This window comes from Phaeovulum sp., assembly GCF_047638075.1.
Classification (GTDB): domain Bacteria; phylum Pseudomonadota; class Alphaproteobacteria; order Rhodobacterales; family Rhodobacteraceae; genus UBA6197.
The window spans coordinates 26247-52685 of record NZ_JBLJBV010000014.1; the positions used below are offsets into that span (position 1 = coordinate 26247).

Below are 26439 nucleotides of genomic sequence, written 5' to 3' on the forward strand. Positions count from 1 at the left end.
CTTAGAAACGGAAATTTCCCGATATGCTGAACCGTGTTTCATCCGGACCATAATCGCGTTCCCCCTTGGCCATCTCAAGCCTCAGACTGCTTGCTCTAAATCGTGACTCGGTCTGGGAAAACAGATCCAGACCGATACCATAGGCTTGGGCATTTTCATGACCATGCTCCAGGATGGTGGGCTGCTCGATGGTCACCCCCCCCGCGGCCAAAAAGACATAAGGGCTGAACATCACCGGCATCTTGCCCAGAGTGCCCGGCGCCTGATGCGCCAGTTCCGCGCGCAACACCCAGCCGCTATCGCCCCGCAAATCACCAGAATCAAACGCCGAAATTTCCCGCGGCCCGGCAAGGCCGAATTGTTCTGCCGTAAGCAGTGCATCGCCAAACGACACCTGCCCCCGCGCCGTCACCGACAAGATCAGGTTGCGCGTCAGTGGGCGTTGATGAAAGCCCGAAAAACTGAGCTTGGTGAATGTCGCATCCGCGCCCTGACGTGACAGCGGCGTGCCCGCGCCAACGTCCGCCAGCGTGCGCGCACCCAGCGCGTCAATCCCTTTCGACAGCACCGCGCCGACATCACTATAGGCGCCGCCCCCGTGCTGGTAATTCAGGCTTGCCCCCGCACGCAGCACCGTTGTCTTGTCGTCGTAAATCGGCGTTACGGCGCCGGCGATAAGGTCCTGGCTGTCTTGTTGCCGGTCCAGCGCCAATTGCGTCGTCAGGTTCATTTGCCGCGACCGTATCCATGGATAGATCAGCCGCAAGGACTGCCGGTCAAATTGCGACTGCGTTGGCACGATGTCGTCGTCGGGCGTGGTGTGGCTGACCGTCACCTCGCCGTTCAGCGCCAACCCCGAGGTGCCCAGCGGCACCAGCGCGCCCGCCGCCAGAACACGGTACCGCGGATCACTGCTGAAAAACTTGTAGGGCGCACCCGATGCACGCAGATAAAGCGTCTCGCCCAGGCCCATAACGCTGTTGAACTCGACCCCTGCATTCAGCGTAACCGGCCCCAGATCATCGTCGGCAAAGTTGTCAAACCCGACAAACCCCGTGATCCTTTGATACTCTGGGTCCAGCGTCAGCACCGTTCCACCGGGTAGTTGCCCGACCCCCAGCGCGGTCCCCAATGCCACACCGGCAATATCGCCCGCCAACAGCAACTGACGTTCCAGCTCGGCCAGGGTCAGCCCCTTGCGGTTGACCAGCGGCGCGGTCAACCTGTCGATCCGCTGCTGCACCTCGGGGGGTACGTTTTCGCGGTCGACCGCCTCTACGAACCCGTTGACCACATCGACCTTCAGCACCCCGCCATCGCGCAGCGCCTGCTGTGGCAGCACAACGCGCACCAGCACATAGCCCGCGTTGGCGTAGGACTCTTCCAGCGCAGCCACGGCATCAAACAGCTCTGATACGGGGATCCGCTTGCCGGTCAGGCGCGTCTTCAGCGCGGCATTTGCGGTTGCCAGTTGCGCCAGCCCGCCACGCAGATCAACACCCGAAAGCGTGATCGCGATCGCGTCCGCCCCCGGCGGCGCCTTGACCGATGTCGCGCCGCTGAACACAATCGCGCCGTTCAGTTTTTGCAGCGGCGGCTGAAAGGTTTCCGGCGTCACATTGCTGGCGGGCGTGCCGGGTTGTGCCAGCGCCGGGCCTGACAGCCCAATGCCGGCCGCCAGCACCATGGAAATGGTCTGCGCCAGTCGCTGTAGAGCGGGTTTCCGGCGCGGATCTTTGGACACCATATGGCATGCTCCCCTACAATCACGTCAGGCGATGGAAACAGTTAATAGCTATCAGCGCCAAAAGTCACGAATTCTCTACAATGTGCGCGCGTTTTTGGTGAACGTCACAGTGCAGTTTTCACCCTAAGCGGTTGCGCGCGCGCAGATCGCCGGCCTAGCAGCCCTCGTGTTTGCCCAAGGTCGCGGGGTCTGACAAAAGCGGCCAATAGGCGACAAGCCACAGGCCGAACGCTGCCGCCCATAGGATAGAGGCCGCCAGATGCGCCAAAAACGGGTCTATCACGCCCAATTCCGGCGCTAGCCGCACCATGACAGAGGCCAGCATCACCCCGATTGCCCACTTGACGGGGCGCGCCACGGGCAGCGTGTGGCCCGAATGGAACAGCCCCGCGATGGACATCACCGCCAGAACCGCCAGCCCCAACCCGCCCATCAGCGCCAGATGCCAGCCACCCGCCGGGGCCAGGGGTGCGCCCAGTTGCCCTGCGCCCAGCCAAAGCAACCCCGCCCCGGCCAGCGCGGGTGGCAGCCATAACGCCACAATCTCGGCGCGGCGGCCATCGCGCCCGACAAAACCTTCGCCAACACGGTCCAGCAATCCCGCCCCCGCGGCAACAAGAAGCCAGCCGTTGACCGCCTCCGAAAGCCCCGCGACTTGCCCCGCAATCGCCACCGCAACCAAACCCGAGGCAAGGTTCAACCGTCCCGGGTGCGGCCGAAACGGCGAAGTTTGCTCGGTCGGGTCCAAGACAAGGTTGGTTACCGGCACACCGATCCGCGCCAGGGCCAGCCCCAGCATCCCCAAAAAGATCAACCCCGCCACCTTGACCGCCTGTGCCGCCTCAAAGCTGGCGCCGGAAATCATCCAACCGCGCGTCACCGCCTCGGCCAGGGCAAAGGCCGCAAGCCAGCCGATAAAGGCCAGTAGCCGGTCCGTGCGCTTGGTCCAGGAAATCCACACCGCATAGGCGATCAACCCGCCAAGCCACGCCAGATCGGCCAGCGCAGCCAATGGCGTCAGCAGATCCGCGCCCAGCAGCCCAATCACCCGCGCCACCCCCCACGCACCGGCAAAATACCAAAGCACGCGCCCGCGCATCGGCCTTGTGTCGGTCCATTCCGGAAAAGCAGTGGTCAAGAACCCGATCAGCGCCGCCCCGAAAGAGCCATAAAGCATTTCATGCATGTGCCAGACGCTTGACGTAATCTGCGTGGCGCCTAGCAGGTTATAGCCCTGAACCGCGATCCACAAAAACGGCCAAAGCGCGGCATGCAGCGCCGCCAGCGGAAAAAACAGCCGAAAGCCCTCATCGGTAAGCACATCCGCCAGCCCGACCCTGTGCTTGGCGTGTTCAATCGGCGGAATGCCGCGTAAATCGGGGATCGGGGATTGCAGGGTCATGCGGTGCGTCTTTCGTCGACGTCATGGATACGGCGAAACAACGGGTCATGGCAGCGCCAGCCCTCGGTCAGGGCAAACAGGGCCGCCTCGTCACGCGCGCCGGGTTGACCGGGTACGATGCGGGTACCCGCGATGCCGGCCCCTCGCGGGTCCATCACTGCTATGCGGTGCGCGATGCGCGCAGCTTCGGTCAGATCGTGCGTCACGAAAAGCGCCCCGAAATCACCCGCCCCCACGGCTTCGATCACCAGATCCTGCAAGCGCCGCTTTAACGCTACATCCAACGCGGTGAACGGTTCGTCAAAGAAAAGGAAGTCCGGGCGCACGACCAGCGCGCGGGCAATCGCGACACGCTGGCGCATACCCCCCGACAGCTCTACCGGGAATTTGGCCATATCCTCGGCGGCGAAAGACACACGGCTGGCGGCGGCGTGGGCGGCGGCACGGGCGGCCTTGCGGCCCATGCCCGACAGGGTGGCGGCATAGGCAATATTCGCCTCGGCTGTGGCCCAGGGCAGCAGACGGGGGTCTTGAAACACCATGCCGTGGCGGGCGTAATGCCGCATGACCCGGCCTTCACGCGGATCGACCAGACCCGCGGCACAATGGATCAACGTCGACTTGCCACACCCCGAGGGGCCGACAAGTGCCAGCACCTCTCCGGCAGCGACCGAAAGGTTGATCCCTGCCAGAACCTGCCGCCCCAAAAACGCATGCCCAACACCCGTAAGCTGCAATGCGATCATCTTTTGACCCCCCACGGCCGCGCCGCTTCCCGCCAGCGTTCCAGCTCTGCCCGGACCGGGTGAACAAGCGCGTATTCCAACGCGATCAGCCCCGCCACCGCTAGGCACACCCAGGCAAGTGCTTGTGTGACGTCCATATACTGACGGGCGCGTGACAGCTCATTCCCGATTCCCCCCACCGAGGATAGAACCTCGATCATCACCGCCACCTTGATCGAGGTCGCCAACCCCAGCACAAGCGCGGGAAAAAGATGCGAAAGCATCTGCCGCAGGCCAACGCCCCAAAGCCGGCGCAACGGGCCCGCGCCAAAGACCTGCGCCATCGCATCAAGGCCGCGGTCCCGGTTCGCGACACCCTCGGCGGTGCCCGCAAAAACCAAAGGCACAACCCCCACCATGATGGTCACGATCACCATGCCATCGGTCGCGCCGAACCAGATCATCGCCAGCACCAGCCACGCAATCGGCGGCACACCCAAAACCACTATCAGCAAGGGCCGCGCCAGCCGCATCGTGGCGGGGGAATACCCGGCAATCAACCCCGCCAGACCCCCAATCACCGCCGACCCGGCAAAACCCCACACCGCGCGTTGCAGCGTTTGCCCGATGATCCGCCAATTTTCCGGATCCGACAGAATTGCCGCACAGGCCCAAAGCGTCGCCTGGGGCGAGGGTAAGATGAAATCGCCATACGCCTCATGCCCGGCCTGCCACAGCGCCGCAAACAGCGCCAGCCCCGCCAGCCCGGCCCAACCGCCCCAAAGAAAGCGGCCGACCCGGCCCGCCCTGTCGGTCAGCGCGCTCATAGCAGGTAAAACCCGTCATCGGGCAGATGGCCGCCGATAATTCTGGGGTCATGCATCGCCACTTCGGAAAACATCGCCTCAAGGGCCGGACGGGCGGCGCTGGCAGGGGTCGCCACCAGCGCGCAATGCGGCAGTGATTTGGCCAATATTGGCGCGGGCATCCCCAGCGGCCCTGCCGCCGCGGCGGCCGCCGCCACCGGATTGGCCAGAACCCCCGGCAACACCCCCGCGATTGCGGCCTGTATTTCAACCAGCGCGTCGGGGTACGCCGCGCGGAAGGCATCGGTCATGCCCAGGCCCGCTTGCGGCACGGACCGACCAAGCCCGGTGATCTTGCCCCATTCCAGTTGCATGTCGATCGCACGATAAACCCGCTTGCCGGATTGAAGGGCCATCATCTCGGCCATGGTGGTGGCGGGTTCAGGCAAGACCGCGGCATCAGCGCGCCCCGTCAGCAGCAGTTGCACCGCCTCGATCGGGGTGGCGGCAGGCACGATATCCACGGCCCCTTCAGCCACGCCCGCGTCTGCAAAAAGACGCCGCATCAGAAAATCAGGCATGTCATTGCGAAACGGCAGCGCCATGCGATGCCCGGCCAGATCCGCAACCGATGTCACCGCCGGATCGGCGCTGACGACAAAGCTTAGCCCGTCGGTCATCACATTGACCAGACCGACCCCCAGACCCCGGTTGTAAAGGTTCGCTGCAACCTGCGTGGGCAGGATTACCAGCTGCATCGTGCCCGAGGTCAGACCCGCACGCAGCTCATCCGGGTCTTTCCAGGGAATAAAGCTGACCTCATCCGCCAGATGGGCAAAAGCGCCGGTCGCCACCGCATAGGCCAGCGGAATGGAGGGGCCAGCAGGCGGGCCGTATAGCGCCAGCCGCGCCAGCATCGGGGCGGCGCGTGAAATACGCGGCATCGCCAGCGTCACCCCTGCCCCTATCCCTGCCTGCAACAGGGTCCTGCGTGCAATCCTGGTGTTTGGCTTTGACATGGGCGGCCCTTTCCCTGCAGCGGGCTGGCGGTGGCATGCCCGGTGAATACACCTGACCCGGCAGACGGCAAACGCGTGCCTGATCAATGTCGCAGTGTTTCCATCAAGAATTAGCCGAAGTCAACAACACACCCGAACGCGCGAAAACTCTGCCCCCTAATCCGGCAACGCGCCGCAAAAGCCGCCCGACGCCACCATACCAGAGCCAAGCGCAAATAGCGGCGGCGCCTGATAAGGGTTTGGCGGGCTGCGGACCAGATCAAACCCCAGTAGCGCAACCACTCCAAACATCGCCAAACCTGCCGTGAAATAACGGGTCATCTGCGCACCTCCAGCCCAAGAAGGGGGCGGATACGGATACCCACGAACGCGCCCGCGAATGCCGCAACAAACCAAACCCAGCCATGCAGGCTACCCGTTGCGATCCCCGAAAAGAACGCCCCCACGTTACAGCCAAAGGCCAGCCGCGACGAATAGCCCAACAACAGCCCCGCCACCACAGCCGCCACCCACGCCCGCGCCGGATAAGATTGCAACGGCTGCGCCAATCCGCCGCGGCGCCATGCAGCCACGCCAAACGCCCCCGCCAACAATCCGATGTCGGTAAGGGAGGTATAATCGGTCAGAATGCTGGCATTCAGCCGCTCTACCGAGGCCGGGGCCGCCCAGAACGCCGAGCCCGACAGATCAGCGCCAAGCGCAACCGCGCCCTTGGCCGCCCAAACCCCAAGGCCGTAAACCACGCCCCAGGGCTGACCCGCCACCACCAGATTGGCAACCGCCAGCCCCGCCAGAGCCGCCGCCGCCAGCAGATACCGCGCAGGCACCCGGCGCGAACCCGGCTTTCCCAGCCGCCAAAACAGCATCGCCGTCAGCGCCAGCGCCAACAGCGTAATCATCAGCCCCACCGTGCCACGCAACGCCAAGATCGGCAGCGCACCAAGCCCGGTCCACCAGATCAAATGATAAGCCCCGGCAAAACTTCCGATCGCGAAAAAGGGCAGCGCCAACAAACCCACCGGGTTGCCCGATCCAGCATTGACCAGCGTCCCTGACCCGCAACCCAGAACAACCTGCATCGCCGCGCCAAAGACAAACGCGCCGCCGACCATCGCCCAGCCAATTGGCGCCTGCGCCCCGATCAGCTCATCTGGATGCGCGGCCAGCAGCGGGATCGCGACACAGGCAACCAGCGCTATCGCCAAAAGCTGCGCCAGAATCCCCGCCGGTTCACGCCGCAGGATCATCGCGCGCCATGGCCCCGCAAAGCCGAACCCCAACCCCTCCAGCGCGACGCCAAACCCCAGACCAATGGCCAGCATCAGCCCAAACCGGGCCCCGACAAACAGCGCGACCGCCGCGACCGCAATCACCGCCGCACCGATCAGCCCGGCCCGCGCCGTGACCCCGCCCGAGCTGCGCCCGAACACCAATGAGACGTCAGCCATCAGTTACCGCCTGCAAGCTGATTCAGCAAATTGGCAAGCAGGCCCGGTTGGTTGGCCATTTCGCCATCGGTTTGCGAATATTCAACCATCGAGCCGGGATATAGTTTTACATTCTCGATCCCCGCCAATTCCGACAGCGCAAACCAGTCTGTCGCAGCCCAATGGCCGGTATTGCAAAACGCGACAACCTCATCGCCAGTGCTGATCCCCAGCCGTGCCTTCAGATCCGCACCATTGGAATCCGCGCCGATAGCCGTCGCGCCGGGGCGAAAGAATTCCGTATAGGGCAGGCTTTGCGCACCGGGCAGGGTGCCGGGACGGGCCGCAGCCTCGTGCGCCTTTTGACCCTCAAAAAATGGCGTCGGGCGGGCGTCGATCAGCTTGCCCTGATCGGTGCCTGCAACAACCCGTGCGACGGCCGGGGTATCGGCAGTCCAAGCGTCTTGCCAGGTGATATGCAGATCCGTCGGCGCCGGCGTCACCGCCGCGGTTGAAAGCGGCAGCCCGGCATTGACCCACGCCGTCGCCCCGCCGTTCAGCACCGCAAGATCGCCAAACCCCGAACTTTTCAACGTCCAGTAAACACGCGCAGCGGCGCCAAAATCAGTATCGGTATCGCCTTGCGATACGATCACCACCGGACGCTCTGGCGCAAGGCCAAGCTGTTCATAGGTCGCCTCCAACTGGGCAAGCGGCGGCACGGCACCGGGGTTTTCAGCGGGCCCCCGGAACAGGCCGTAAGGCGCTGATATCGCCCCTTCGATATGCCCTTGGTCAAAGCCCTTGGCGCGGATATCCAGAATGACCGGGGCTTGCGCGCCCCCGGCTGCAACCAGTTCGGCAGGCGTAATCAGCGGCCCTAGATCGCCAGCCAGCGCGCTTGAAACACCAAGCGCTGCAAGACCACCGAGAAAAGGCAGAAGGATCCGTTGCATGGGGTTTTCCTCTCATAACAGGTAATTTCGTCCAAAATCATGAAAGTATGTGCAAATACAAGGAACACACCGCCCGATTTTTCGGCCATTTCCAGAATAATGTTCTGCAACCAGCACGATGGCCACAATAGTTGCCCGATTTTTCGCGCCCCAGAGGAGGGTCAGAACAAAAGAATGCAAAGGATTGGAACGCAGTTCTTATTCGCCACCTCGCCCCAAACCCCCAAGTCGCCCGCATCCGGGGTCAACTTCATCGGGTCGGGCAAAAGCGCCCCAGCCTTGGCCTTTGCGGCTTGGTTTTAAGGTCCCGTGTGGCAGGGCCAAGTAGCAAGAATACTGCCCTCATATCGACACTAACGTTGCCTAATCGGCCGCTTTGTCAAGGCAACCTACCAACCAGCAAAGCGCGCCACGGCAGCCGCATCGACCCGGCCCGCGGCCACATCGGCAAAGGCTTGATCGAGAATGTCGATGGCCGCGTCGATGTCGGCGTCGGTCAGCACCAAGGGCGGGGTCAGTTCCAACACGTTCGACCGCATCCCGACATAGTAAAGCACCAGCCCCAGCTCATGCGCGCGGTAGACGATCTGCGCAGTTTCAGCCACGGCCGGGGTCTGTGTGGCGCGGTCGGTTACAAGCTCGACCCCCAGCGCCAACCCGCGCCCGCGCACATCGCCAACAAGCGGATGGCGGGCTTTCAGCCATTCAAGCCCGTCGCGCAATCTTTGACCGCGCAGAGCGGCCTGCGCCGCCAAACCCTCAGCCGCGATAGTGTCAAGCACCGCAAGCCCCGCCGCCGCACAAATCGGGTTTCCGTGTAGCGTCTGCATGGCAAAGGATGTCGCACAGTCCATCACCTCAGCCGGGCCGATCACCGCAGATAGCGGCAAACCACCGCCCAGCCCCTTGCCCAGCACCAAAACATCGGGGCGAAAGCCCTCGTGCTCAAAGCAATGCAGCCGTCCGGTGCGGGCCAGGCCGACCTTGACCTCATCACAGACCGTCAAGATCCCATGGCGGGCGCAGAGGGCCGCCAGCCGCGCAAGAAACCCCGGCGGCGGCACAATCAGCCCACCGTCAGACTGGATCGGTTCGATAAAGCAGGCGGCGATGGTTTCGGGGCCAACCTCGGCCAGCCGCATCGCCAAATCGGCCAGCACGCTGTCAGCGTCGCCCAGTTCCGGGCGGTAGGGGTCGGGATAGGCAAGCTGGATCAGCCCCGCCGCCTTTTCGGACCCGTCTTGCACGGCATGGCCCGACACCGACATGGAACCCGCCGTGCCGCCGTGATAGGCTCCGCGAAAGGCAATGATCCCTTGCCGCCCGGTGGCCTGTCGCGCGGCGCGCAGCGCACATTCGTTGGCGTCAGACCCGGCATGGCCAAGCCAGACCTTTTGCGGGCGGTCCGAAGGGAACAGGTCCAGCAGCCGCGCGGCCAGCGCCGTCGCGGGTGCATTCGCCGTGGACAGCACGCTTGCCCCCGCCGGATCAGCCACCGCCCGCGTTACCGCCGCGACAATCGCCGGATGACCGTAGCCAAGGCTCGCCGCGCCCCAAGCCCCGGAAAAGTCGATCAAGCTGCGCCCGTCGTCCGACAGCAGCCGCACGCCGTGCCCGCCAACAACCGATTGGGGAAAGAACCGCAACTTTTGCACCGAAGCAATCGTGGCTTCGTCGCGCTGATACCCGGTCATTGCACCGCCTGCCCTGATATATGGCCAGCGCTCGCATGCCCCTCTGCCGCGCGCAACGCGGCGGAGAGGCGGCGCGTCCATTCCCGCACCCCCGAATGGCTGCCGATAAGATCGTGCCGGACCTCTAGCAGCACCGCCGGAAGACCGCGCGCATCGCCGTGGATCGGCACGGTATAGTCGTCGACGTCGATGCGGTAGGGTTCATTCGCCGCTATTGTCAGCGCCGGATCAAGGGCCAGTTCCGCAATGATCGACTGCCCAAAGGCCTGCGCGCCGTCGTAAAGGATGCCCGCGTGCCATGGCCGCGACTGGCCCTTGTAAACCGGCGTGAAGGAATGGACGCCGACAACCAGCGTCGGCAACCCCGCCACCTGCCGCGCATCCAGCCGCCGGGCAATCGCCGCATGATAGGGCCGAAACAGCGCGTCAAGCCGTGCCTGCCGCGCGGCCTCATCCAGGTTGCGGTTGCCGGGCACCTCGGTCGTCTCGCTGACTTCGGGCATCATCGAGGGGTTGCCAAGCGGGCGGTTGCAGTCAACCACCAGCCGCGAATACTGCGCCACGAATAGCGGTGCATCAAGTGCCGCCGACAGGCCCAACGCCAGCGCCTGCGCGCCGATGTCCCAGCCGATGTGGCGCATACGGTCAGCATCAGCTAGCCCAAGGTTGTCCAGCCCGCGCGGAATGCGCGGCGAGGCATGTTCGCACAACAAAACGTAGGGCGATGCGCCGTCGGGGTTCACAACGCCATAGGCGGGCGGTTCATCCAGTGCCAGGAATGTATCGGTCATCTCATCAGCCTCAGTAGACGGTCGCATAGCGATTGCAGAGTGCCTGGCCTTCCAGCCCTGCGACGATCTCGATCTCTTTTTGCTTCATCGCGAAATAGCATTCGAGGAACGTCGGGCTGAACCAGCCCTTCACGACCGGATCCGCATTAAGCGCGTCCAGCGCCTCTTTTAGGCTGCCCGGCAGGCGGTGGATGCCCAGCCGTTCGCGTTCGGCTGCCGTCATCGCCTGCGGATCGCCCTTGGCGATTGGCGGTTGAGGCAGGTTGGCGCGCAGACCTTCCAGCCCCGCCCGGATCAGAACGGCCAGCGACAGGTGCGGGCTTGCGGTCGCATCGGCGGCGCGGAACTCCATGTTGAAGGCGCGCGATGGGTCATAGCCGGGCTGCTCGGACGTAGGGCAGATCCGCAGGGTTGCCTCGCGGTCCTTTTCGCCCAGCGTCGTCCAGGCGGCCGCCCAGTGATGGGGCTGCAGGCGCATGTAGGACACGACCGTCGGCGCGGTAAAGGCCGTCAGCGCCGGCAGATGGCGCACGATACCCGCCGCAAAGGCCCCGGCGCGTTCTGACAGGCGACCGGGCCGGCTGGCGTCGAAGGTCACGGGCCGACCATCAAGGTCAGTGAAACTCAGATGGATGTGGACGCCGTTACCTACGCCTGCCGGGTCGGTCTTGGGCGCGAACGAAGCCTTCCAGCCGAACTGCGCCGCCAACTCGCGGGTGATTTCGCGGATCGTCACGGCGCGGTCGGCTGCGACCACGGCACCCGAGGGGCCGCAGACCAACTCGAACTGGTCGCGCCCGTATTCCGGTAGAAACGTCTCGGGGTCGGCCCCCGCCTCGCGCAGGGCCGTCACCAAAAGGGGCCCGAACGGATCGGCGCGCCGTTGGGCCGACAGGCCGAACGACGGCGCCGCCGGCCAGTCGGCACCCAATATCTGGAACTCCTGCTCAAAGGCTGAAACAACGCGCAACCCGGCTTCGGCTTCGAGATCAGCCACCGCCGTTTTCAGCATCGTGCGCACGCAACCTTGCCACGGGCTACCATCCAGTTCTGTGATGTCCGAGTGATAGAAATGCAAGGGCGTCATGTCAGGTATCGACGTCACCCGCACCTTTGCGCCCGCATCGGGGATCAGCCGCAGATCGCCCGCAGCACCGAAGGGGTTGGGGCTGGCGATCTCATCGAACGGGGTCAGGGCCAGGTTCGCGGGCACCCAGCCGACCCCCTTTTCCATGCCGCCCGCAAGGTCGCGCAACGCGATCGAGCGGCCACGGGTGATCGCGGCGATGTCGGTAGTGACGAAACTCACCAGTTCCTCGGTCTCAGGCGCGGTCATGGCTTCTCCTCAGCATTTCAGTGCGTTGATGCGCGCGACCACCGTGTCGGTGTCGGTGATCCAGCAATAGCCGCCATAGGCGCGTAGCGCCGCCTCATGACGTTCGGGCGTGTATGTTGCGCAGGCATCGTGGACCAGCGTCACCAGATAGCCTCGGTCCGCCGCATCGCGCACCGCCATGTCAACGCACTGGTCGGTGACGATCCCGGCGATAATCAAAAACCGGGTATCCAGATTGCGCAGCACATAATCCGCATTGGTTGAATTGAACAGCCCCGATGACGTCTTGGGCAGGACCGGCTCATTCTCGGTCGGCGTCAGGGGGGCAATGATGGCCCCTTCCGGCGCGCCCTTCGGGACGTGCATGTCTGACAGTTTGTGGTCGAGCGAGCGGTCGCGCCCGTCGGCAGTCAGGCTTTCGATGATCGTGTGCAGCACGTTCTCGCCCGCGGCGCGGAAGGCATTCAGGATGCGCACCTGATTGGGAATGACCATTTCATGAACGCGTTTCATGAAATAACTGTCGGCCGGATGCGGATGGGTCGGGTCCATCATCGGCTCTGCCCAGATGCGCTGCATGTCCACCAGCAGGAAGGACGTGCGCCCTTTTTCGTAATCGCTTGACCGGCGAACCGTCTGGCCGCCAACCTCGATCGAGAATTCGTTCATTCCGTTTCTCCTTGTGCTGTCACGTCCCATGCGTCCTCGGTGACCGAGGACGCATGACGCAGCGCTTCCATCTGTTCGATCCGCCTGCGCGACTTGCTTGCCTGCCGCAATGTCAGCGCCGCAATCAGTGCTTCGGTCTGCGCCAATGCCGGCACCATCGTGTCGTATGGCGACAGGCTTTCGACCGGTGCGGTCAGGATCACGTCAGCCACCCCGGCGATTGGCGATGCGTAGGGGTCGGTAAACAAGACAATCTTTGCGCCTTGTGCCGCTGCGGTCCGGGCAAACTGGACCGTGTCGATCTGATAGCGGCGGTAATCATAGACGATCACCAAACTGCGCCGCCCCAGATCGACAAGCGCATCGACCTGATCAGAACGCGCCCCCTGCACCCAATGGCATCCCGGCCTGAGCTGCTTGAGGTGCGACCAAAGCATGCCGGCCAGGTAGCCCGAAAACCGCCCGCCAATACAATGGACCGACAGTGACGGGTCAATGGCCAGTTCGACAGCCTTGTCGAAACTGGCAGACGGCACCATCGACATCGTCGTTTCAACGGCATGACCCGCTGAGCGCATCGATTCGAGGTAGATGTTGTCGGGCGCCACCGCTCCCTTGCCCGCATTCATCATCGACAGCGGCGACGACATGCGTTCTTGCACCTCGCCTAGCAGCGCGCGTTGAAAATCGGGATAGCCCTCAAAGCCAAGCCGCCCGACGAACCGCACCACGGTCGGCCCTGAAACGCCGGCCGCCTGCGCCAGATGGGCCACCGTATTCAACCCCGCTGCCGGATAGTTCGACAGTAGCGTCCGCGCGACCTTCAGGTCGGAGCGGGTCAGCGGTACGCTGCCATCGGTCAGGCGGTCACGAATGGTCATGGGCCTTCTTCCTAACGGGAATCCATATGGCATCGTGGAAACATTCATTACATTTGTCAATCATGCTGCAATGTTTGAAACACTATTGACACAACGATAGTCACCGAACATGCTTCCTTTTACCGAGTCCGCCTGTCGGACCGGTTAGGGAGGTTGCGTGCTGGGATTGAGGCAGTTCGGGAAATCGGCCTGGGTCGGATCGGCCATGATGGCGCTAGTGTTCATTATAGTTGCGGTGCTTGCCGAAACGGTTCTGCCCGCATCCGGGGCAAGGCTGGCGACGCTTTTTCTGATCTATGTCGTGGCTGTTCTGGGCAACCAGATCTATTCGGGCAACTCGGGCATCATGTCTTTTGGCCACACGTCTTTCATGGCGATCGGCGCCTATGCCTCGGCGTTGTTGACGATCCAGCCTGCAATACAGGCCACGGCCTTGCCAAAACTGCCCGGTTGGATCGCTGCGCTGAATGGCCAGCCGCTTGTGGTGGCGCTGGCAGGGGCGCTTGTTATGGTGGTGATCGCCGCGGCCATCTTTGGGTTACCGATTGCGCGGCTTGGCGGCTCTGCCGCCTCGATCGCCACGCTTGGGATTTTGGTCATCACCCATGTCACGCTGGTCGCCTCCACCACCATCACGCGCGGCAGCCAGACCTTCTTTGGCATTCCACGCGGCGTGCCGATGTGGTTGGTGGCCGGCTGCGCGGTGGCAGCTGTTGTCGCCGCACGGCTATACCGAAGCTCTCGCAGCGGTCTGGCATTGCGGGCCGCGCGCGAAGATGAAATCGCGGCCATTGCGGTCGGTGTCAACGTCGTGCGGTTGCGGTTTTGGTCCTTCGTTCTTGGTGCGCTGCTCTGCGGGGCCTCGGGCGCGCTATTGGCGCATTTTCTGGGTGCGTTCTCGCCCAAGGACTTTTACTTCAACCTGACCTTTCTCTTGCTGTCGATGCTTATACTTGGGGGGATTTCGACGGTGTCGGGTGCGGTTGGCGGCACGGCGGTCATCATCATTCTCGTCCAGCTTTTGCGCCGCGTCGAGTCCGGAGGCGATTTTGGCATCATTACCTTGCCGCCGATCTTTGGCCTTACCGACATTGGCATCGGTCTGGTAATTCTATTGGTCATGTATCGCCTGCGCGAAGGGCTTTTTGGCGTGCGGGAACTGGATGAACGGCTGGGCCTTGACGATGTGCCCGCCACCGCGCCGGAATACGTCTCGGCCCAGACAGCCACGGCCGAGAGCCTGACCGTTGAGAATGTCAGCAAGAAATTCGGGGGGATGACGGCGCTTGAGGATGTTACTTTCGTGATCGAGCCGGGGCTTGTGACCGGTCTGATCGGCCCGAACGGCGCCGGGAAATCGACGCTGATCAATGCTGTCTGCGGGATCGTGCCCCCGTCGTCGGGCCGTGTGATGATCGGCAGGCAGGACGTGGCGGCGCTGGCTGTACATGAGGTATCGCGGGCTGGATTGGGCCGCACTTTTCAAAACATCCGCCTGTTCAAGAATCTGACCGTGTTGGAAAATGTCCGCGTTGCCGCGAACTCGGTTGCGCGCCCGGGCGAAGATAGCGTCGCCGCTGCTCGCGCCGCGCTGGCGACTGTCGGGCTGACTGATCTTGCCCCGCGCATCGCCTCAACCTTGCCATATGGCGCACAACGGCGGCTGGAAATTGCCCGCGCGTTGGCGCTGCGGCCGCATTTCCTGCTGCTGGACGAACCGGCCGCCGGTATGAACCCGACTGAGACGGATTCGCTGATGGACGTTCTTCGCCACATCCGTGCCGAACATCAGCTTGGCCTTTTGGTGGTCGAGCATGACCTCAAACTGATCATGCGGCTTTGCGACCGTATCGTGGTTCTGAACAAGGGCCAGCAGATCGCCATGGGCACACCCGAGGAAATCCGCGCTGACCCTGCCGTGATCGAGGCCTATATCGGCCGCAAACGTGCCGCACAAACGTCGGCCCAAAAGCCACCTGTCGGGCAGGGGCTGCCCGCCACCTGACCGCAACCAACCGGGAGAAGAAAAATGATACTTGGAAAAACCGTTACCTTCACCGCGCTCGCCATCGCGCTTGCCGCCCCTGCGCTTGCCGAGGATTTGACCATTGGCCTTGCCACGGCACAGACCGGCGTGCTGGCGCCTTATGATCAGCCCTCTCTTGCGGGTTTTCAGATGCGGGTGGACGAGATCAATGCCGCCGGCGGCATCGCCGGCAAGTTCCCCATCAAGCTGATTGCCAAAGATACCCGGTCAGACGCCGCACAAACGGCGTTGGTTGCGCAGGAACTGGTCGAAGAGGGCGTGCAAATTGTCATCACGCCCTGCGACGCTGACCCATCAATCGCGGCGGGAATGATCACCCAAGAGGCTAGAATTCCGGCGTTCTCCTTCTGCGCCACGACGCCGACACTGCCGTTGGCGGTGGGCGATTACATGTTTGGCAACTATCCCGCCGACAACGTTCAGGCCGCGATGCTGGCAGATTACGCAACGGATCAGGGCTACAAGACCGCCTATATCCTGATGTCTCCCGACAGTGCCTATACACTGAAACTGCCCGAATATTTCGGCCAGGCATTCACCGCCAAGGGCGGCACGCTTTTGGGCGAAGGCACATTCGCGATGGGCCAGCAGGATTTCAGCGCGGAAGTCACCAAGATCGCGGCGATGGACCCCAAGCCGGATGTGATCATGACAGCCGCCTATGAACCCGATTTTCCCGCCTTTATCCGGCAACTGCGCGGAACGGGCGTGACAACGCCGGTTCTGGGCTCGGACGGGATTGATAGCCCCACCACGTTCGCGATGGGGGATCTGGTCGAAGGCGTCGTCTTTTCGACCGCCGGTTTCGCCGCCGAGGGTAGCCCGCTTGCCGCGTTCAACGCCAAGTACAAGGAAAAAACCGGCGAAGTGCCGAACACTCTCTATATCGCCAACGGCTACGATCTGGGCACCGTCATTGATGCTGCCGTGACCAAGGCCGACAGCCTTGACCCGACGGCCATACGCGATGCCATCGCCAGTCTGGACAACATCGAAGGGGTGACCGGGGCAATCAGCTATGCTGGAACCATGGGCATGCCGCTGCGCACTGTTGCGTTGGTGCGCATTGTTGATGGCAAACGCGAACTGGTCACGCAGGGTGTGCCGGCCGCGGCCGATATTCCTGCCCCCTGATCGCGCAAGCCCCGGCCCCCGTCGATCGGGGGCCGCCCCCTCCATGCCCAAAAGGACCGATCATGAACAGCCCTGCCCATCTTCTTGACGTTTCGGGCCTGACCGTCAGCTATGGCGCCGTCGAGGCCGTTCGCGGCATCGACCTGACCGTCGCAAAAGGCGAGATCGTCACCCTGCTGGGCGCAAATGGCGCTGGCAAAAGCTCGACCCTCAACGCGCTGGTGGGCATGGCCCCCCGCAAGGCACGGCACCTTGGCTTTCGGGGGCACGACATCGCCACGCTGCCGACAGAGATGATTGTGCGCCAGGGAATGACGCTGGTTCCCGAAGGTCGCCGCATCTTTCCAACCCTGACCGTGGCCGAACATCTGCTGTTGGGCGGGGCCAAGCACGCCGCGCGTGGATCACTATCTGAAACCGAAGCCAACATGCTGAACCTGTTTCCGATCCTAGCCGAGCGTTTGCACCAAAAGGCCGGCTCGCTGTCGGGAGGAGAGCAGCAGATGCTGGCGATTGCCCGCGCGCTGATGTCTTCGCCCGATCTTTTGCTACTTGACGAACCATCACTTGGCCTTGCACCGCAGGTCGTCGACCGGATCTTTGCGCTGATATCCGACCTGCGCGACCGCGGGCTGACCATCCTGCTGGTCGAACAAAACGTCGCGCTGGCGCTGGAAATTGCCGACCGGGGCTATGTGCTGGTGAACGGTCTTATCGAAATTGCCGGGACGGCAGCCGAACTTATCGCCTCGCCTGAAATCCGCGACGCCTATCTGGGAGCTTGAATTGGACATCTTCTTGCAGCAGATCCTGAATGCGCTCAGCCTTGGCGGCACCTATGCGTTGCTGGCGCTGGGCCTTGCGGTCGTTTTTTCGATCATCGGACTTATCAACTTTGCGCATGGCGAACTGATGACGGTGGCAGGCTATGTCATGGCGTTTTCGCTGGTTGCCTCTGTGCCGTTGCCGCTGGCGATCATGCTGGCCGTTGCCACGCCGGTGGTGCTAGCCATGGCGATGGAGCGGGTGGCCTTTCGGCCGGTGCGCGGCGCCAGCGGCACGACGCTGCTGCTGACCAGCTTTGCCGTCAGCGCAATTTTGCGGGTGCTATTCCAGAACTTCATCTCGGCGCGCCCGGTGCCTGTTCCGATGCCGGCTGCGCTATCGGGGGTCATCAACATCGGGCCATTGCATCTGGGCATCATCCAGTCGATCTCTATTGCGGTCACCGCGCTGATGCTGATCGGGCTTACGCTTTTCATGAACCGCACTGTTGCCGGCCGCGCGATGCGCGCCGCTTCAGAGGATTTCGCGATTGTTCGTCTGATGGGCTTGCGCGCCAATGGGGTGGTTGCCACCGCTTTCGCCATCTCGGGTCTGCTTGCCGGGGTCGCGGGGCTTTTGTGGGTGGCGCAGCGCGGATCGGTTGATCCGCTCATGGGGTTTTTGCCGGTGTTAAAGGCCTTCATCGCGGCGATCATCGGCGGCCTTGGCAGTCTGACCGGCGCGGTCGCAGGCGGCTTTCTTTTGGGCTTCATCGAGGTCATGCTTCAGGCGTGGCTGCCCGATGCCTGGTTACCCTACCGCGATGCCTTTGCGATCATGCTGGTGATCGGCGTTCTTCTGTTTCGCCCACAGGGGCTTTTGGCGCGTCAGACGGTGTTGAAACTCTGATCGATTGGGATTGTTTTGCAAAATGGGCCACAAACGGGGCCGCCAGACCGGTTTGCTATAGAACCGGCACCTGTTTCAGGAATGAGATCAGGTTTTCCGGCACCGCCCCCGGCCCATCGCTTAGCTGTGATCGGCTGAAAAGATTCAAATGCCGCGAAATGACCGCCATCTTTTCCGATGCGATTTCGGTATGGAAATCGCGCATATCATCGCGGCACATCAGCGCGGCGATCTTGGCGCGATGGGCTGCAACAGCGGCATCATGAAGCCCCCTGATCCCTTTCAGGCGCCTTAGCCGCGTCAGTTGCTTTTTCGTATCCGGTAACCGCCGACGGATCGAATTATCCGTTTCCATGTTGAAATTCATGCGCATCCAATAGGAAAAGCCCTGATCCCGATCGACATGGTTCACGCGGCCGCGATCGCGTTTCACAAGGAAACTTTCGCAATTGCGCACGGCATAATGATTTAGCGTTACCAGATCGTAGCCGTGATCGCGGATGCCAAAACGCCACCCTTCATCGGCATATTCTTCCGATAGCTGAAGACCGGACCCATTGACCCAATGCGGCATGGTCTTTGTCTTGCGTTTCAGGGGGCGGTGGACCCCGATCTTGTCATAGGTGCCCGCTACGCCCGGCCCATCGGTGCGAAACAGGGTCTTGATACCCCACGCCTGTATCGGTGTCGGGCAGTATTTGGGTGCGCAATGGGCATACCGCTCTGTCAGTAATGCGTCCTCATATTTGGTGTGAAAGCCATTCCCGAACAGACGCCACTGCATGGAGATGACGCTTGCGCCATTGGTTGCGGCAAAAAGCGCATCCAAGGTGCCGTCTCCGGCGTGGATATTGACGAATTCATCCACGTCAGACACCAAAACCCATTCAGCCTGACGCACCAGATCCAGTCTTTCTGCAAATTTGAGCGCGCCTTTTTGCGGGTTGTAGCCATCGCCCATCTGTTGAAATGGATTATCCATCCGCGTCACGATTCCACGCGCGGCAAGCGCATCCAAAAGCTCGACCGTGCCATCATCGCAATCATTGGTGAAGACCAGAAAATGGTCAAACCCGATAGCCAGATGATGGGCCACCCATTCCAGGATAAAGGGGCCTTCGTTCTTCATGCAGGTCACGATCAGCCGGCGTGCCATCTATGCCGCCCCTGTTGTGGCCAAAGACGCGCGAATGCGGTCCAATGATCGGCTGACGTTCGTGGCGTCACGCCTTTTCAGGATATACTCGCAAACTTGGATCGCCAGTTTCGGATGCTGCTTTTCTTCGGCTTTCATCAGTAGATCGTGTTGAAACCGCGGTAAATTTCGGCGTGCGCGCAAAAGGGAGTAAAACCGCCGGTCATCCAGGGTGCCGTTGAACAAATCCACCAGTATCGGTTTCAAGATCCCCATTTGCAGCAGCGCGTTTGGCAACTGATGGCCAAAAAAGGGCATATGCAGCCTACGCAGATTATCACCCGAAAGTCGCGCGATCTGTGCCTGATCGGGGGCAAAATAGGGGTCGTGTATGGTGATCACTTCGCGCGCGTTTGCGGTGGCGCCGGCCGCATCGGCGTATCGGTCATCCCAATCCAGACGTGCGGTCCAACCCCAGCGATCTTCGTTGGGCATGATCCGGCGATCCAGTGTTGATTGCGGTGCAATGGCCAGCACCCGCGCGCCAGGTGCCGCGCGCGCATAGGTCAACGCAGCAAACCCGCCCATGGATGCTCCGTAAAAGACAACATCCTCAAATTTGTCAAAAAAACCCGCGTCGCGCAGCACGTCAAAACTGTCATGCACAAACCCGTCGCGAAACCAATTACGCTCGTTCGCCATCACCCCCAGGATAGAGTAGCCCATGGTCTGGGTCAGGAAACGATACCCCCACGGCCAACGCGGGTCATCGCCGCGAACAATCGACAGGTTGTCGAAAGAGACAATCAACCGTTTGCCGAAAGGTTCAAAAAACAACGCGCTTTCAGGCCCCTCCCAGAAAAAGCCACCCTTTTGGGCCGTGTGGCTGCGCGCATCTGCAAACCGTGCATCGCGTGGCTGTAAAAGCGCCGACCCCGGTGGCTTGGGAACTGAAATGCTGATACGAGGCACGACATCCGCAGGCGGCTTGCGGTTGGTGTCTGCCGTTTTAGTGGCCGTGTCGATGCGCAGTTGGTTTTCGCGCGCAGGCAGGTCTTGTCGGCGCACGCGGCCTTGCAGCATCTCGCGCAGAAAATCGGTTTTTGCAGCAATCTGCTGCGGTGTCATGTCTTCTTGTTCGGGTTCGGGGATCTGGACATCGGCCTGAATATTGCCAGCCGCCATATCCTCTTCTTCGGGTTTGGTCAGATAGATTGCATCCGGGCGCGCAATTTCGGTAATGTTTTGAAATAGCGCGGCATAATCCGGGGTTGCCTTGAGGGCCGCGATCTTCTGGCGGTGCCAGATAACCGCATCCTGATGCAGCTTTGCCAGCTGCGGGTCCGCCATCAACTGGTCAAGCTTGGCCTGCATCATCGGTAAACGCGCATGCATGCGGCCATCCGTTTCAGAGGTGTAGTTGCGCCGCATCCAGTAGTCTATGCCCTGATCCTGTTCGGTATGATTGATGCGGCCACGATCGCGCTTGACCAGATAACTTTCGGCCGATCTCAAGATATAATGGTTCAGCGTGGCCAGCCGATAGCCCAAGGACCGTTTGGTAGAACGCCAGCCGTTATTCGTCAGCAAAGCCGCAGGCATGGTGCGCCCTGATCCGTTGACCCATCGGACCTGCGGCAGCTTTTCCTCATCACTAAGGTGTAAGGGTCGGTGCACACCGATCTTTTTGTAGGGCGCGGATTTGTGCACCATACTCTTGAAGCCCCAGCCCAGGCGCGGTTTGGGAATGAATTCTGGCGCGCAGGCGGTGAATTGCGCCATGATGGGGCGGTCTTCATAGGTGTTCACCCCGCCATTGCCGAAAAACTTCCAGGTGAATGAGATGACATTGGGGTAATTCGCCGCCTCGAACAGTTCAGCAAAGGTTCCGCCGCCCACGTGGATATTGACGAATTCATCAATATCAATGGTCAGCACCCAGTCAGCGCGTTGAAATACCGGCTGCTGCATTGCGTTTTCCAACGCGACATGTTGTGGCTTTTTGCCCGATGCCGGATCCCACGGGTTATCAATGCGTGTGACAAGCCCCCTATCGGCCAGCCGGTCCAGGATCGCGTTCGTATTATCGGTGCAGTCATTGGTGTAGACCAAAAAATGCCTCACCCCGATAGCCAGGTTATACGCGATCCATTCCAGAATGAAGGGCGCCTCGTTCTTCATTGAGGTCAGGATCAGGATTTCTTCATTGGAAATCGGTGTCTTTATCGGTGGCAACCGATTGGCCAGATCATTCGTGCGCAGTTCAAGGTTGTCGATCGCACGTTGATACGGGGGCTGTTGCACCAGCCTGTTCAGCACCTGATCTGGAACCGGGGGCACGGCAATATCGGTCACGCGCGGCGTCTTTTGCGTGGTTTCGATGTCCATTGGGGGGCGATCCGGTATCGGGGCCGCGCTGGGGTCTATGCCATGGCGCAGCAGCGCGCGGCCCAGATAACTGCCGTCAGGTGGCACGCCGTTATGGTGTGTCAGCAACCTGCGATTAAGCCGCCGGTTCCACAAATGCACGCCATAGCACCCCGGGCCCAGTTGCAGGTCGATCCGGTCATCGGGCATAAGCAGGTCACGCCGGTTCTTGAACGGAATGGGGTAAAACGCCTCTTGTGGCATGGCATGGGCCATTTCGCCGGTTTCATTCAGAAAATAGGTTAGCGCCGACGGACCCCAGACCCCCCATTTCAGCGCTGAAACATGCGTCGGCGCACCTGCCGCCGCCGCCGCCTCTAGCGTTGCACGCTCGTCTTTGTCCGCCCAGGGGGGGATGGGATATTCGTTCTGGCAAAATTCGTTCAGGCGGGCAAGCGTACGCGAAAACCGTGGCAGGCCCAGGATCGCGTTGCACACAAGTTTGCCGGTTTTTTCCCAACCGAACACCCATTGATCCGTAAAGGTCCAAGGCTGCACGCAAAGGACATCTGCATCAACCCAGATCACATTTTGCAGCGCAATCATCTTGTAGCGAAAGGCATCAGCGTGGACCGCAGGCGAGCCGGATTTTTCATGACGAATGAAATCAGACGCGGGAAAGATGGTGTTGGCGTCCATGACCTCAACACCTGGGGGCGCATTGTCAACGGTTTCGTAGGTATAAAGCAGTGTGCGGTGCCCGTGGTCGACAAATGATTTCAGGCATACCTGCTCAATGAAACTCAGATTGCCCCCTATCCAAAGAGAGGCAATGATAGGCAGATCGGTCATCGGCACACCTTTTTGCGGGCATTTCCAGATTGGACTGCCATTTTGGCGATAAGATGGCCAAATCTTACGGTCTGATCAAGGCCCTTACCCCCCACCGGCCGCGTCTTTCCGGGCCAGGACGTGACCCTGACCCGCAGCAGCACCTACCCACTACATCTGATAGCCGGGGGTCGATCGCGACAAGGCCTGTTCAGCCTCGGTCATGTCTTCGGGGATACCGTCAAACAGCGGCGTGCTCAGATACCGTTCACCGGTATCAGGAAGCATGCAAAGAATGACTGAACCGGGTTTTGCCTCTGCGGCAACCTCAAGCGCGGTTGCAAAGGTGGCCCCACCCGAAATACCGGTGAATATGCCTTCTTTCTGGGCCAGTTCCCGCGCATATCTTATGGCATCGGCGCCACTGACGGTGCGCACCTCATCATAATAGCCGTTATCGATAGCCTCTTGCAAAACCAACGGAATGAAATCGGGCGTCCAGCCCTGAATGGCATGCGCCCCGAAATCGGGGTGGCTGCTGGCGGCAGTGCCGTCTGACGCGCGCTCTTGGGGGTGGCCCCGCGCAACAAGCTGGGCTTCCAGCGGTTCGCTTAGAACAATGTGCGTTTCTGGGCGTTCACGGCGCAGAACGCGCGCCACGCCGGTCACGGTACCACCGGTGCCATAGCCAGACACGAAGAAATCCAGCCGTTCGCCTGTGAAATCGCTGATGATTTCACGCCCGGTTGTCGTTTCATGGATTTGCGCATTGGCATCGGTTTCAAATTGATGCGCCAGAAACCAGCCGTTTTGTTCGGCCAGCTCGATCGCCTTTCGGTACATGCCCATCGCCTTATCAGCCCGCGGCGTCAGCACCACCTGTGCGCCCAGCATCCGCATCAGCTTGCGCCGCTCGACCGAGAAACTTTCCGCCATGGTGATGACCAGGGGATAGCCCTTTTGGGCGCAGACCATGGCCAGCCCGATACCGGTGTTGCCGCTGGTCGCCTCAATTACGGTCTGACCGGGTTTTAGCGCACCGCTGCGTTCCGCCGCCTCGATCATATTCAGGGCAAGCCGATCCTTGACCGAGCCCGCCGGGTTGAAGGCTTCGACCTTGACAAAAAGGCGCACATGGTCGGGCGCGAGCGCGTTGATCCGGATGCAGGGGGTATCACCGACCGTGTCAAGAACACTATCGAAAAGCCGGCCGCGGCCATGGGTTGTTCTGGGGCCTGTCACCTTATGTTCACCTCGTGTAATTCGCCGTATGGCGTGAAAACAAAAGCGTAACACGGATATATCCGGTTTGTCAGCGTCGTGTTTGGGTTGCGACCCCGCCTCAAAGCAGTGCGTGATCGTGCGAAACATGATAGGAAAGGCATGATATTGCGACCGGTGACCACAAAACAGTGTCACTTCGCGGATCATCCGCGCGAATTCGACAGAGCCGGATCAGAGACAATAAGGCCCGCTTGTCACACCTCTTGGTTTTATCGCGGAAATCTGCCGCCCGGCCACGGTCGGGATTTGTTTGGCCCTTACCCAACAGGACGAAAACCTCGTGCTACTGGAATGGCAAGACCCTTTTGGCGACGGGCGAACGTTTGGCTGAAAGCTGGCGACCGGATCAAAACCGCCGCAACCCCAAGCGCCATAATGGTCCCGCCGATGAGATCGCTGAAATAATGTCCACCCCAGACCGGGGTCGCCGGTATCATGATAGAACTGTAAAAAACTGCAGGTATCACCAACAAAGACCGCCAGCAGGCAATAATGATCAAAACGCCGATGGCAGTATGTAACGACGGAAAGGTAACCAGGCCCGTCAGCGCGCCATTTCCGATAACAACCGGACCGGGTTGGCGAACATATTCCAATGCATCGAGATAAAATACACCCGGAAGTGATACAAAGTTTGAATAGTGACCAGCGTCATACACCCAGAAATCTGGCGCCCCACGCGCAGGCAGAAAGGCACCAAAAAGGATGGATAGACCCGCGCATATGACAAAAGCCTCAACGAAAAAGCGCACCCGATCGAAACGGCCCAGTATAGCAAAACAGACGACCACAGCCGCTATGGCCCAGTTAACTTCGTCATAAAAAAGCCTAAGCATCGGGTGCAGATTGGGTCGCGCGTGTATCCATTCAAAATACCCGATCCAATTGATCCCTAGCGCCATGTCTGTCGCCGCCAGCCAGTCATCTACATAGGGCGGCGCTCCAATTTTTGTAATGTGATCCCCAACCCGAAACGCAAGGACGAGAAGGATCAGCAGCAGAAATGCTTCTATGAGAAACGAGATGACAACAATTATGAGCGGTCTTGCAGTAGAGTTTGGTACTGATCTGTTTAATGCGAATAAAATAAGCGCCAACATCGCACCAGTCTCGGGAAGCGGTTGCAAGTTGACATAAGCGATTTCCGCTCGGCTGAAAATGGCAAGACCAACATTTCCCATGATGGCAACGGCAAGGACGACGTAGATATAAAGGCGACATAAATACATTTTTGCGGCCAACGGTTATTGGGGGCTGTCGCTTTGGTACGCACAGATTTCGTCAGGCAGATGGTAGCAATAAGGAGTTGTTGTGGCGATAACGAAAAATGGTAAGCGTAGACGCTTGCCTCAACGCCGCAGGACGGAAGGCTTGAGCTTGGACTTCCTAATCGAATGTCTTCCGATCTGCGTCATTGCAAGCTGCGCCCCGAGAATTCAGTGATGACGGTCATCGCTTCACCCATACTCTTTTCAGGTTGCACCGTCAGTCGCGCTGCCACTGCACTTTCAGGCTATCGCGAGGCGGCTTGCTTTCCAGTATTTTGGATATCTCTTCAAGCGGCAGCCTATGCGATACGGCCCGATCAATTTCAGAACCGAGGCTTGCAATAACCTCCAGTGATCTTGGAATATTGTGGTTAAGCGAATGCGAGCCTGCGAGTGTCAACTGCCTGCGGAACAGCTCAAACGGGGCGATGTCGATCCTGGCATCCGACGGGCACACACCAAAGAAAAGACCCTTGCCACCATTCGCCATATAGTTGGTCAGCTGCGAGGCAACGGCCGGAACGCCGGTGGCTTCAACCGCTAAATCAGCCCGGCGGTGCCATGCCCTGAGCGCATCGGATCCGGCCGCCACCGGGTCAAAGCCAAAGCTGGACGCTAGCTCAAGCCTGCTTTGCGCAAGATCCACGAAAGCGACCTTTGCCACGCCTTGCGCCTTCAACGCCAGCCCCATCAACAGCCCCATCGGACCGGCACCGAAAATCAGCGCCTCTTCCATCCAAGGGGCGTAAACCGCGTCCAGACCATTCAATACACAACCCATCGGTTCGGCCAGCGCTGCCTGTAAAAAGCTCATCTCACCGATGGAATGAACGGCAGAGGCCTTGACGAGGCTTCGCTCGGCAAAGCCGCCGTGGGTCGTGACGCCGTAAGCCCCAAGATTTTCGCAAAGATGCGCCCAACCACGCTTGCAGGCACGGCACGTCCCGCATTCCAGGTTTGGATCAACAGCGACCCGGTCACCAGTCTTGACGTTGGCTACGCCAGACCCGACCTCGACCACGATGCCAGCATACTCGTGGCCGGGCACAACAGGAAACGCGCCGGTGCCGTAATTGTCCTTCAGCACCTCAAAGTCGGTGTGGCAAATCCCGCTTGCCTTGACCTCGACCAAAACCTCACCGGGGCCTGGCTTGGGGTCCGGCAAATCGGTGAACTGCACGGTGTTCTTTGCGGTAAAAACGACAGCTTTCATTTAGCCTTAATCCTGAGGATATGAGTGCAAGAT

22 protein-coding genes are annotated in these 26439 nt (G+C 60.9%); 4 read left to right on the plus strand and 18 right to left on the minus strand.

Annotated elements, in window-relative coordinates:
• Nucleotide 1 precedes the first annotated feature (1 nt).
• The 13 genes from ACM62R_RS01635 to ACM62R_RS01695 form a co-directional block, all read right to left on the minus strand.
• Entirely contained in the window at nt 2-1747 is a 1746-nt protein-coding gene (locus ACM62R_RS01635) for a ShlB/FhaC/HecB family hemolysin secretion/activation protein (RefSeq protein ID WP_415182326.1), read from the minus strand.
• Between the two features lie 154 nt (nt 1748-1901).
• Entirely contained in the window at nt 1902-3149 is a 1248-nt protein-coding gene (locus ACM62R_RS01640; RefSeq protein ID WP_415182327.1) for an NnrS family protein, read from the minus strand.
• Nucleotides 3146-3895 carry an ABC transporter ATP-binding protein gene (locus ACM62R_RS01645; protein WP_415182328.1) on the minus strand — a complete coding sequence of 250 codons (750 nt, stop codon included), beginning with the start codon at nt 3893-3895 and terminating at the stop codon, nt 3146-3148. The genes ACM62R_RS01640 and ACM62R_RS01645 overlap by 4 nt, the downstream gene beginning before the upstream one ends.
• Entirely contained in the window at nt 3892-4701 is an 810-nt protein-coding gene (locus tag ACM62R_RS01650) for an ABC transporter permease (RefSeq protein WP_415182329.1), read from the minus strand. The genes ACM62R_RS01645 and ACM62R_RS01650 overlap by 4 nt, the downstream gene beginning before the upstream one ends.
• Nucleotides 4698-5699: an ABC transporter substrate-binding protein gene (locus ACM62R_RS01655; RefSeq protein ID WP_415182330.1), complete on the minus strand. Its 1002-nt coding sequence runs from the start codon at nt 5697-5699 to the stop codon at nt 4698-4700. Before ACM62R_RS01655 ends, ACM62R_RS01650 begins: the two co-directional genes overlap by 4 nt.
• A 156-nt stretch (nt 5700-5855) precedes the next feature.
• Nucleotides 5856-6020: a hypothetical protein gene (locus ACM62R_RS01660; RefSeq protein WP_415182331.1), complete on the minus strand. Its 165-nt coding sequence runs from the start codon at nt 6018-6020 to the stop codon at nt 5856-5858.
• On the minus strand, nt 6017-7147 hold the full coding sequence (locus ACM62R_RS01665) for a YeeE/YedE thiosulfate transporter family protein (RefSeq protein ID WP_415182332.1): 1131 nt from the start codon (nt 7145-7147) through the stop codon (nt 6017-6019). The genes ACM62R_RS01660 and ACM62R_RS01665 overlap by 4 nt, the downstream gene beginning before the upstream one ends.
• Nucleotides 7147-8082 (minus strand): sulfurtransferase, encoded by a 936-nt coding sequence (locus ACM62R_RS01670; RefSeq protein ID WP_415182333.1) that lies wholly within the window; start codon nt 8080-8082, stop codon nt 7147-7149. Before ACM62R_RS01670 ends, ACM62R_RS01665 begins: the two co-directional genes overlap by 1 nt.
• A 389-nt stretch (nt 8083-8471) precedes the next feature.
• A complete protein-coding gene (locus ACM62R_RS01675; RefSeq protein ID WP_415182334.1) occupies nt 8472-9776 on the minus strand; it encodes an aspartate aminotransferase family protein in 1305 nt (434 codons plus the stop codon).
• Nucleotides 9773-10567 (minus strand): N-formylglutamate amidohydrolase, encoded by a 795-nt coding sequence (locus ACM62R_RS01680; RefSeq protein WP_415182335.1) that lies wholly within the window; start codon nt 10565-10567, stop codon nt 9773-9775. The genes ACM62R_RS01675 and ACM62R_RS01680 overlap by 4 nt, the downstream gene beginning before the upstream one ends.
• Before the next feature lie 10 nt (nt 10568-10577).
• Nucleotides 10578-11903 carry a glutamine synthetase family protein gene (locus tag ACM62R_RS01685; RefSeq protein ID WP_415182336.1) on the minus strand — a complete coding sequence of 442 codons (1326 nt, stop codon included), beginning with the start codon at nt 11901-11903 and terminating at the stop codon, nt 10578-10580.
• 9 nt (nt 11904-11912) lie between these two features.
• Nucleotides 11913-12572, minus strand: a complete 660-nt coding sequence (locus ACM62R_RS01690) for an isochorismatase family cysteine hydrolase (protein ID WP_415182337.1) — start codon at nt 12570-12572, stop codon at nt 11913-11915.
• Nucleotides 12569-13453 (minus strand): MurR/RpiR family transcriptional regulator, encoded by an 885-nt coding sequence (locus ACM62R_RS01695; protein ID WP_415182338.1) that lies wholly within the window; start codon nt 13451-13453, stop codon nt 12569-12571. Before ACM62R_RS01695 ends, ACM62R_RS01690 begins: the two co-directional genes overlap by 4 nt.
• Before the next feature lie 157 nt (nt 13454-13610).
• Between ACM62R_RS01695 and ACM62R_RS01700 the strand changes: the two genes are divergently transcribed.
• The 4 genes from ACM62R_RS01700 to ACM62R_RS01715 all read left to right on the plus strand — a co-directional run bounded on the left by ACM62R_RS01700 (nt 13611) and on the right by ACM62R_RS01715 (nt 18308).
• Nucleotides 13611-15458 carry an ATP-binding cassette domain-containing protein gene (locus ACM62R_RS01700; RefSeq protein ID WP_415182339.1) on the plus strand — a complete coding sequence of 616 codons (1848 nt, stop codon included), beginning with the start codon at nt 13611-13613 and terminating at the stop codon, nt 15456-15458.
• Between the two features lie 24 nt (nt 15459-15482).
• Nucleotides 15483-16634, plus strand: coding sequence for an ABC transporter substrate-binding protein (locus ACM62R_RS01705; protein WP_415182340.1), 1152 nt, complete (start codon nt 15483-15485; stop codon nt 16632-16634).
• A 62-nt stretch (nt 16635-16696) separates the two neighbouring features.
• Nucleotides 16697-17419 (plus strand): ABC transporter ATP-binding protein, encoded by a 723-nt coding sequence (locus tag ACM62R_RS01710; RefSeq protein ID WP_415182341.1) that lies wholly within the window; start codon nt 16697-16699, stop codon nt 17417-17419.
• A gap of 1 nt (nt 17420) precedes the next feature.
• The gene (locus tag ACM62R_RS01715; protein WP_415182342.1) at nt 17421-18308 is read left to right on the plus strand and encodes a branched-chain amino acid ABC transporter permease; all 888 of its coding nucleotides are present in this window, start codon (nt 17421-17423) and stop codon (nt 18306-18308) included.
• A gap of 55 nt (nt 18309-18363) precedes the next feature.
• Here ACM62R_RS01715 and ACM62R_RS01720 read toward each other — a convergent pair whose 3' ends face one another.
• The 5 genes from ACM62R_RS01720 to ACM62R_RS01740 form a co-directional block, all read right to left on the minus strand.
• Nucleotides 18364-19464 carry a glycosyltransferase family 2 protein gene (locus ACM62R_RS01720; RefSeq protein WP_415182343.1) on the minus strand — a complete coding sequence of 367 codons (1101 nt, stop codon included), beginning with the start codon at nt 19462-19464 and terminating at the stop codon, nt 18364-18366.
• Nucleotides 19465-22662, minus strand: a complete 3198-nt coding sequence (locus ACM62R_RS01725) for a glycosyltransferase family 2 protein (protein ID WP_415182344.1) — start codon at nt 22660-22662, stop codon at nt 19465-19467. It lies immediately after the preceding gene.
• Nucleotides 22663-22812: 150 nt separating this feature from the next.
• Nucleotides 22813-23883: a cysteine synthase A gene (gene cysK, locus ACM62R_RS01730; protein WP_415182345.1), complete on the minus strand. Its 1071-nt coding sequence runs from the start codon at nt 23881-23883 to the stop codon at nt 22813-22815.
• Nucleotides 23884-24182: 299 nt separating this feature from the next.
• The gene (locus tag ACM62R_RS01735) at nt 24183-25154 is read right to left on the minus strand and encodes a phosphatase PAP2 family protein (RefSeq protein WP_415182346.1); all 972 of its coding nucleotides are present in this window, start codon (nt 25152-25154) and stop codon (nt 24183-24185) included.
• 256 nt (nt 25155-25410) lie between these two features.
• Nucleotides 25411-26406, minus strand: a complete 996-nt coding sequence (locus ACM62R_RS01740) for a zinc-dependent alcohol dehydrogenase family protein (RefSeq protein WP_415182347.1) — start codon at nt 26404-26406, stop codon at nt 25411-25413.
• Between the last annotated feature and the right edge of the window lie 33 nt (nt 26407-26439).

Excerpts from the sequence above, each read along its gene's own strand:
- ACM62R_RS01660 (WP_415182331.1), bottom strand. The coding sequence starts at position 6,020 with ATGACCCGTTATTTCACGGCAGGTTTGGCGATGTTTGGAGTGGTTGCG.
- ACM62R_RS01695 (WP_415182338.1), bottom strand. The coding sequence starts at position 13,453 with ATGACCATTCGTGACCGCCTGACCGATGGCAGCGTACCGCTGACCCGC.
- ACM62R_RS01635 (WP_415182326.1), bottom strand. The coding sequence starts at position 1,747 with ATGGTGTCCAAAGATCCGCGCCGGAAACCCGCTCTACAGCGACTGGCG.
- ACM62R_RS01735 (WP_415182346.1), bottom strand. The coding sequence starts at position 25,154 with ATGTATTTATGTCGCCTTTATATCTACGTCGTCCTTGCCGTTGCCATC.
- ACM62R_RS01675 (WP_415182334.1), bottom strand. The coding sequence starts at position 9,776 with ATGACCGGGTATCAGCGCGACGAAGCCACGATTGCTTCGGTGCAAAAG.
- ACM62R_RS01650 (WP_415182329.1), bottom strand. The coding sequence starts at position 4,701 with ATGAGCGCGCTGACCGACAGGGCGGGCCGGGTCGGCCGCTTTCTTTGG.
- ACM62R_RS01710 (WP_415182341.1), top strand. The coding sequence starts at position 16,697 with ATGAACAGCCCTGCCCATCTTCTTGACGTTTCGGGCCTGACCGTCAGC.
- ACM62R_RS01705 (WP_415182340.1), top strand. The coding sequence starts at position 15,483 with ATGATACTTGGAAAAACCGTTACCTTCACCGCGCTCGCCATCGCGCTT.
- ACM62R_RS01665 (WP_415182332.1), bottom strand. The coding sequence starts at position 7,147 with ATGGCTGACGTCTCATTGGTGTTCGGGCGCAGCTCGGGCGGGGTCACG.
- ACM62R_RS01655 (WP_415182330.1), bottom strand. The coding sequence starts at position 5,699 with ATGTCAAAGCCAAACACCAGGATTGCACGCAGGACCCTGTTGCAGGCA.
- ACM62R_RS01690 (WP_415182337.1), bottom strand. The coding sequence starts at position 12,572 with ATGAACGAATTCTCGATCGAGGTTGGCGGCCAGACGGTTCGCCGGTCA.
- ACM62R_RS01725 (WP_415182344.1), bottom strand. The coding sequence starts at position 22,662 with ATGACCGATCTGCCTATCATTGCCTCTCTTTGGATAGGGGGCAATCTG.
- ACM62R_RS01680 (WP_415182335.1), bottom strand. The coding sequence starts at position 10,567 with ATGACCGATACATTCCTGGCACTGGATGAACCGCCCGCCTATGGCGTT.
- ACM62R_RS01685 (WP_415182336.1), bottom strand. The coding sequence starts at position 11,903 with ATGACCGCGCCTGAGACCGAGGAACTGGTGAGTTTCGTCACTACCGAC.
- ACM62R_RS01720 (WP_415182343.1), bottom strand. The coding sequence starts at position 19,464 with ATGGCACGCCGGCTGATCGTGACCTGCATGAAGAACGAAGGCCCCTTT.
- ACM62R_RS01670 (WP_415182333.1), bottom strand. The coding sequence starts at position 8,082 with ATGCAACGGATCCTTCTGCCTTTTCTCGGTGGTCTTGCAGCGCTTGGT.
- ACM62R_RS01645 (WP_415182328.1), bottom strand. The coding sequence starts at position 3,895 with ATGATCGCATTGCAGCTTACGGGTGTTGGGCATGCGTTTTTGGGGCGG.
- ACM62R_RS01740 (WP_415182347.1), bottom strand. The coding sequence starts at position 26,406 with ATGAAAGCTGTCGTTTTTACCGCAAAGAACACCGTGCAGTTCACCGAT.
- ACM62R_RS01640 (WP_415182327.1), bottom strand. The coding sequence starts at position 3,149 with ATGACCCTGCAATCCCCGATCCCCGATTTACGCGGCATTCCGCCGATT.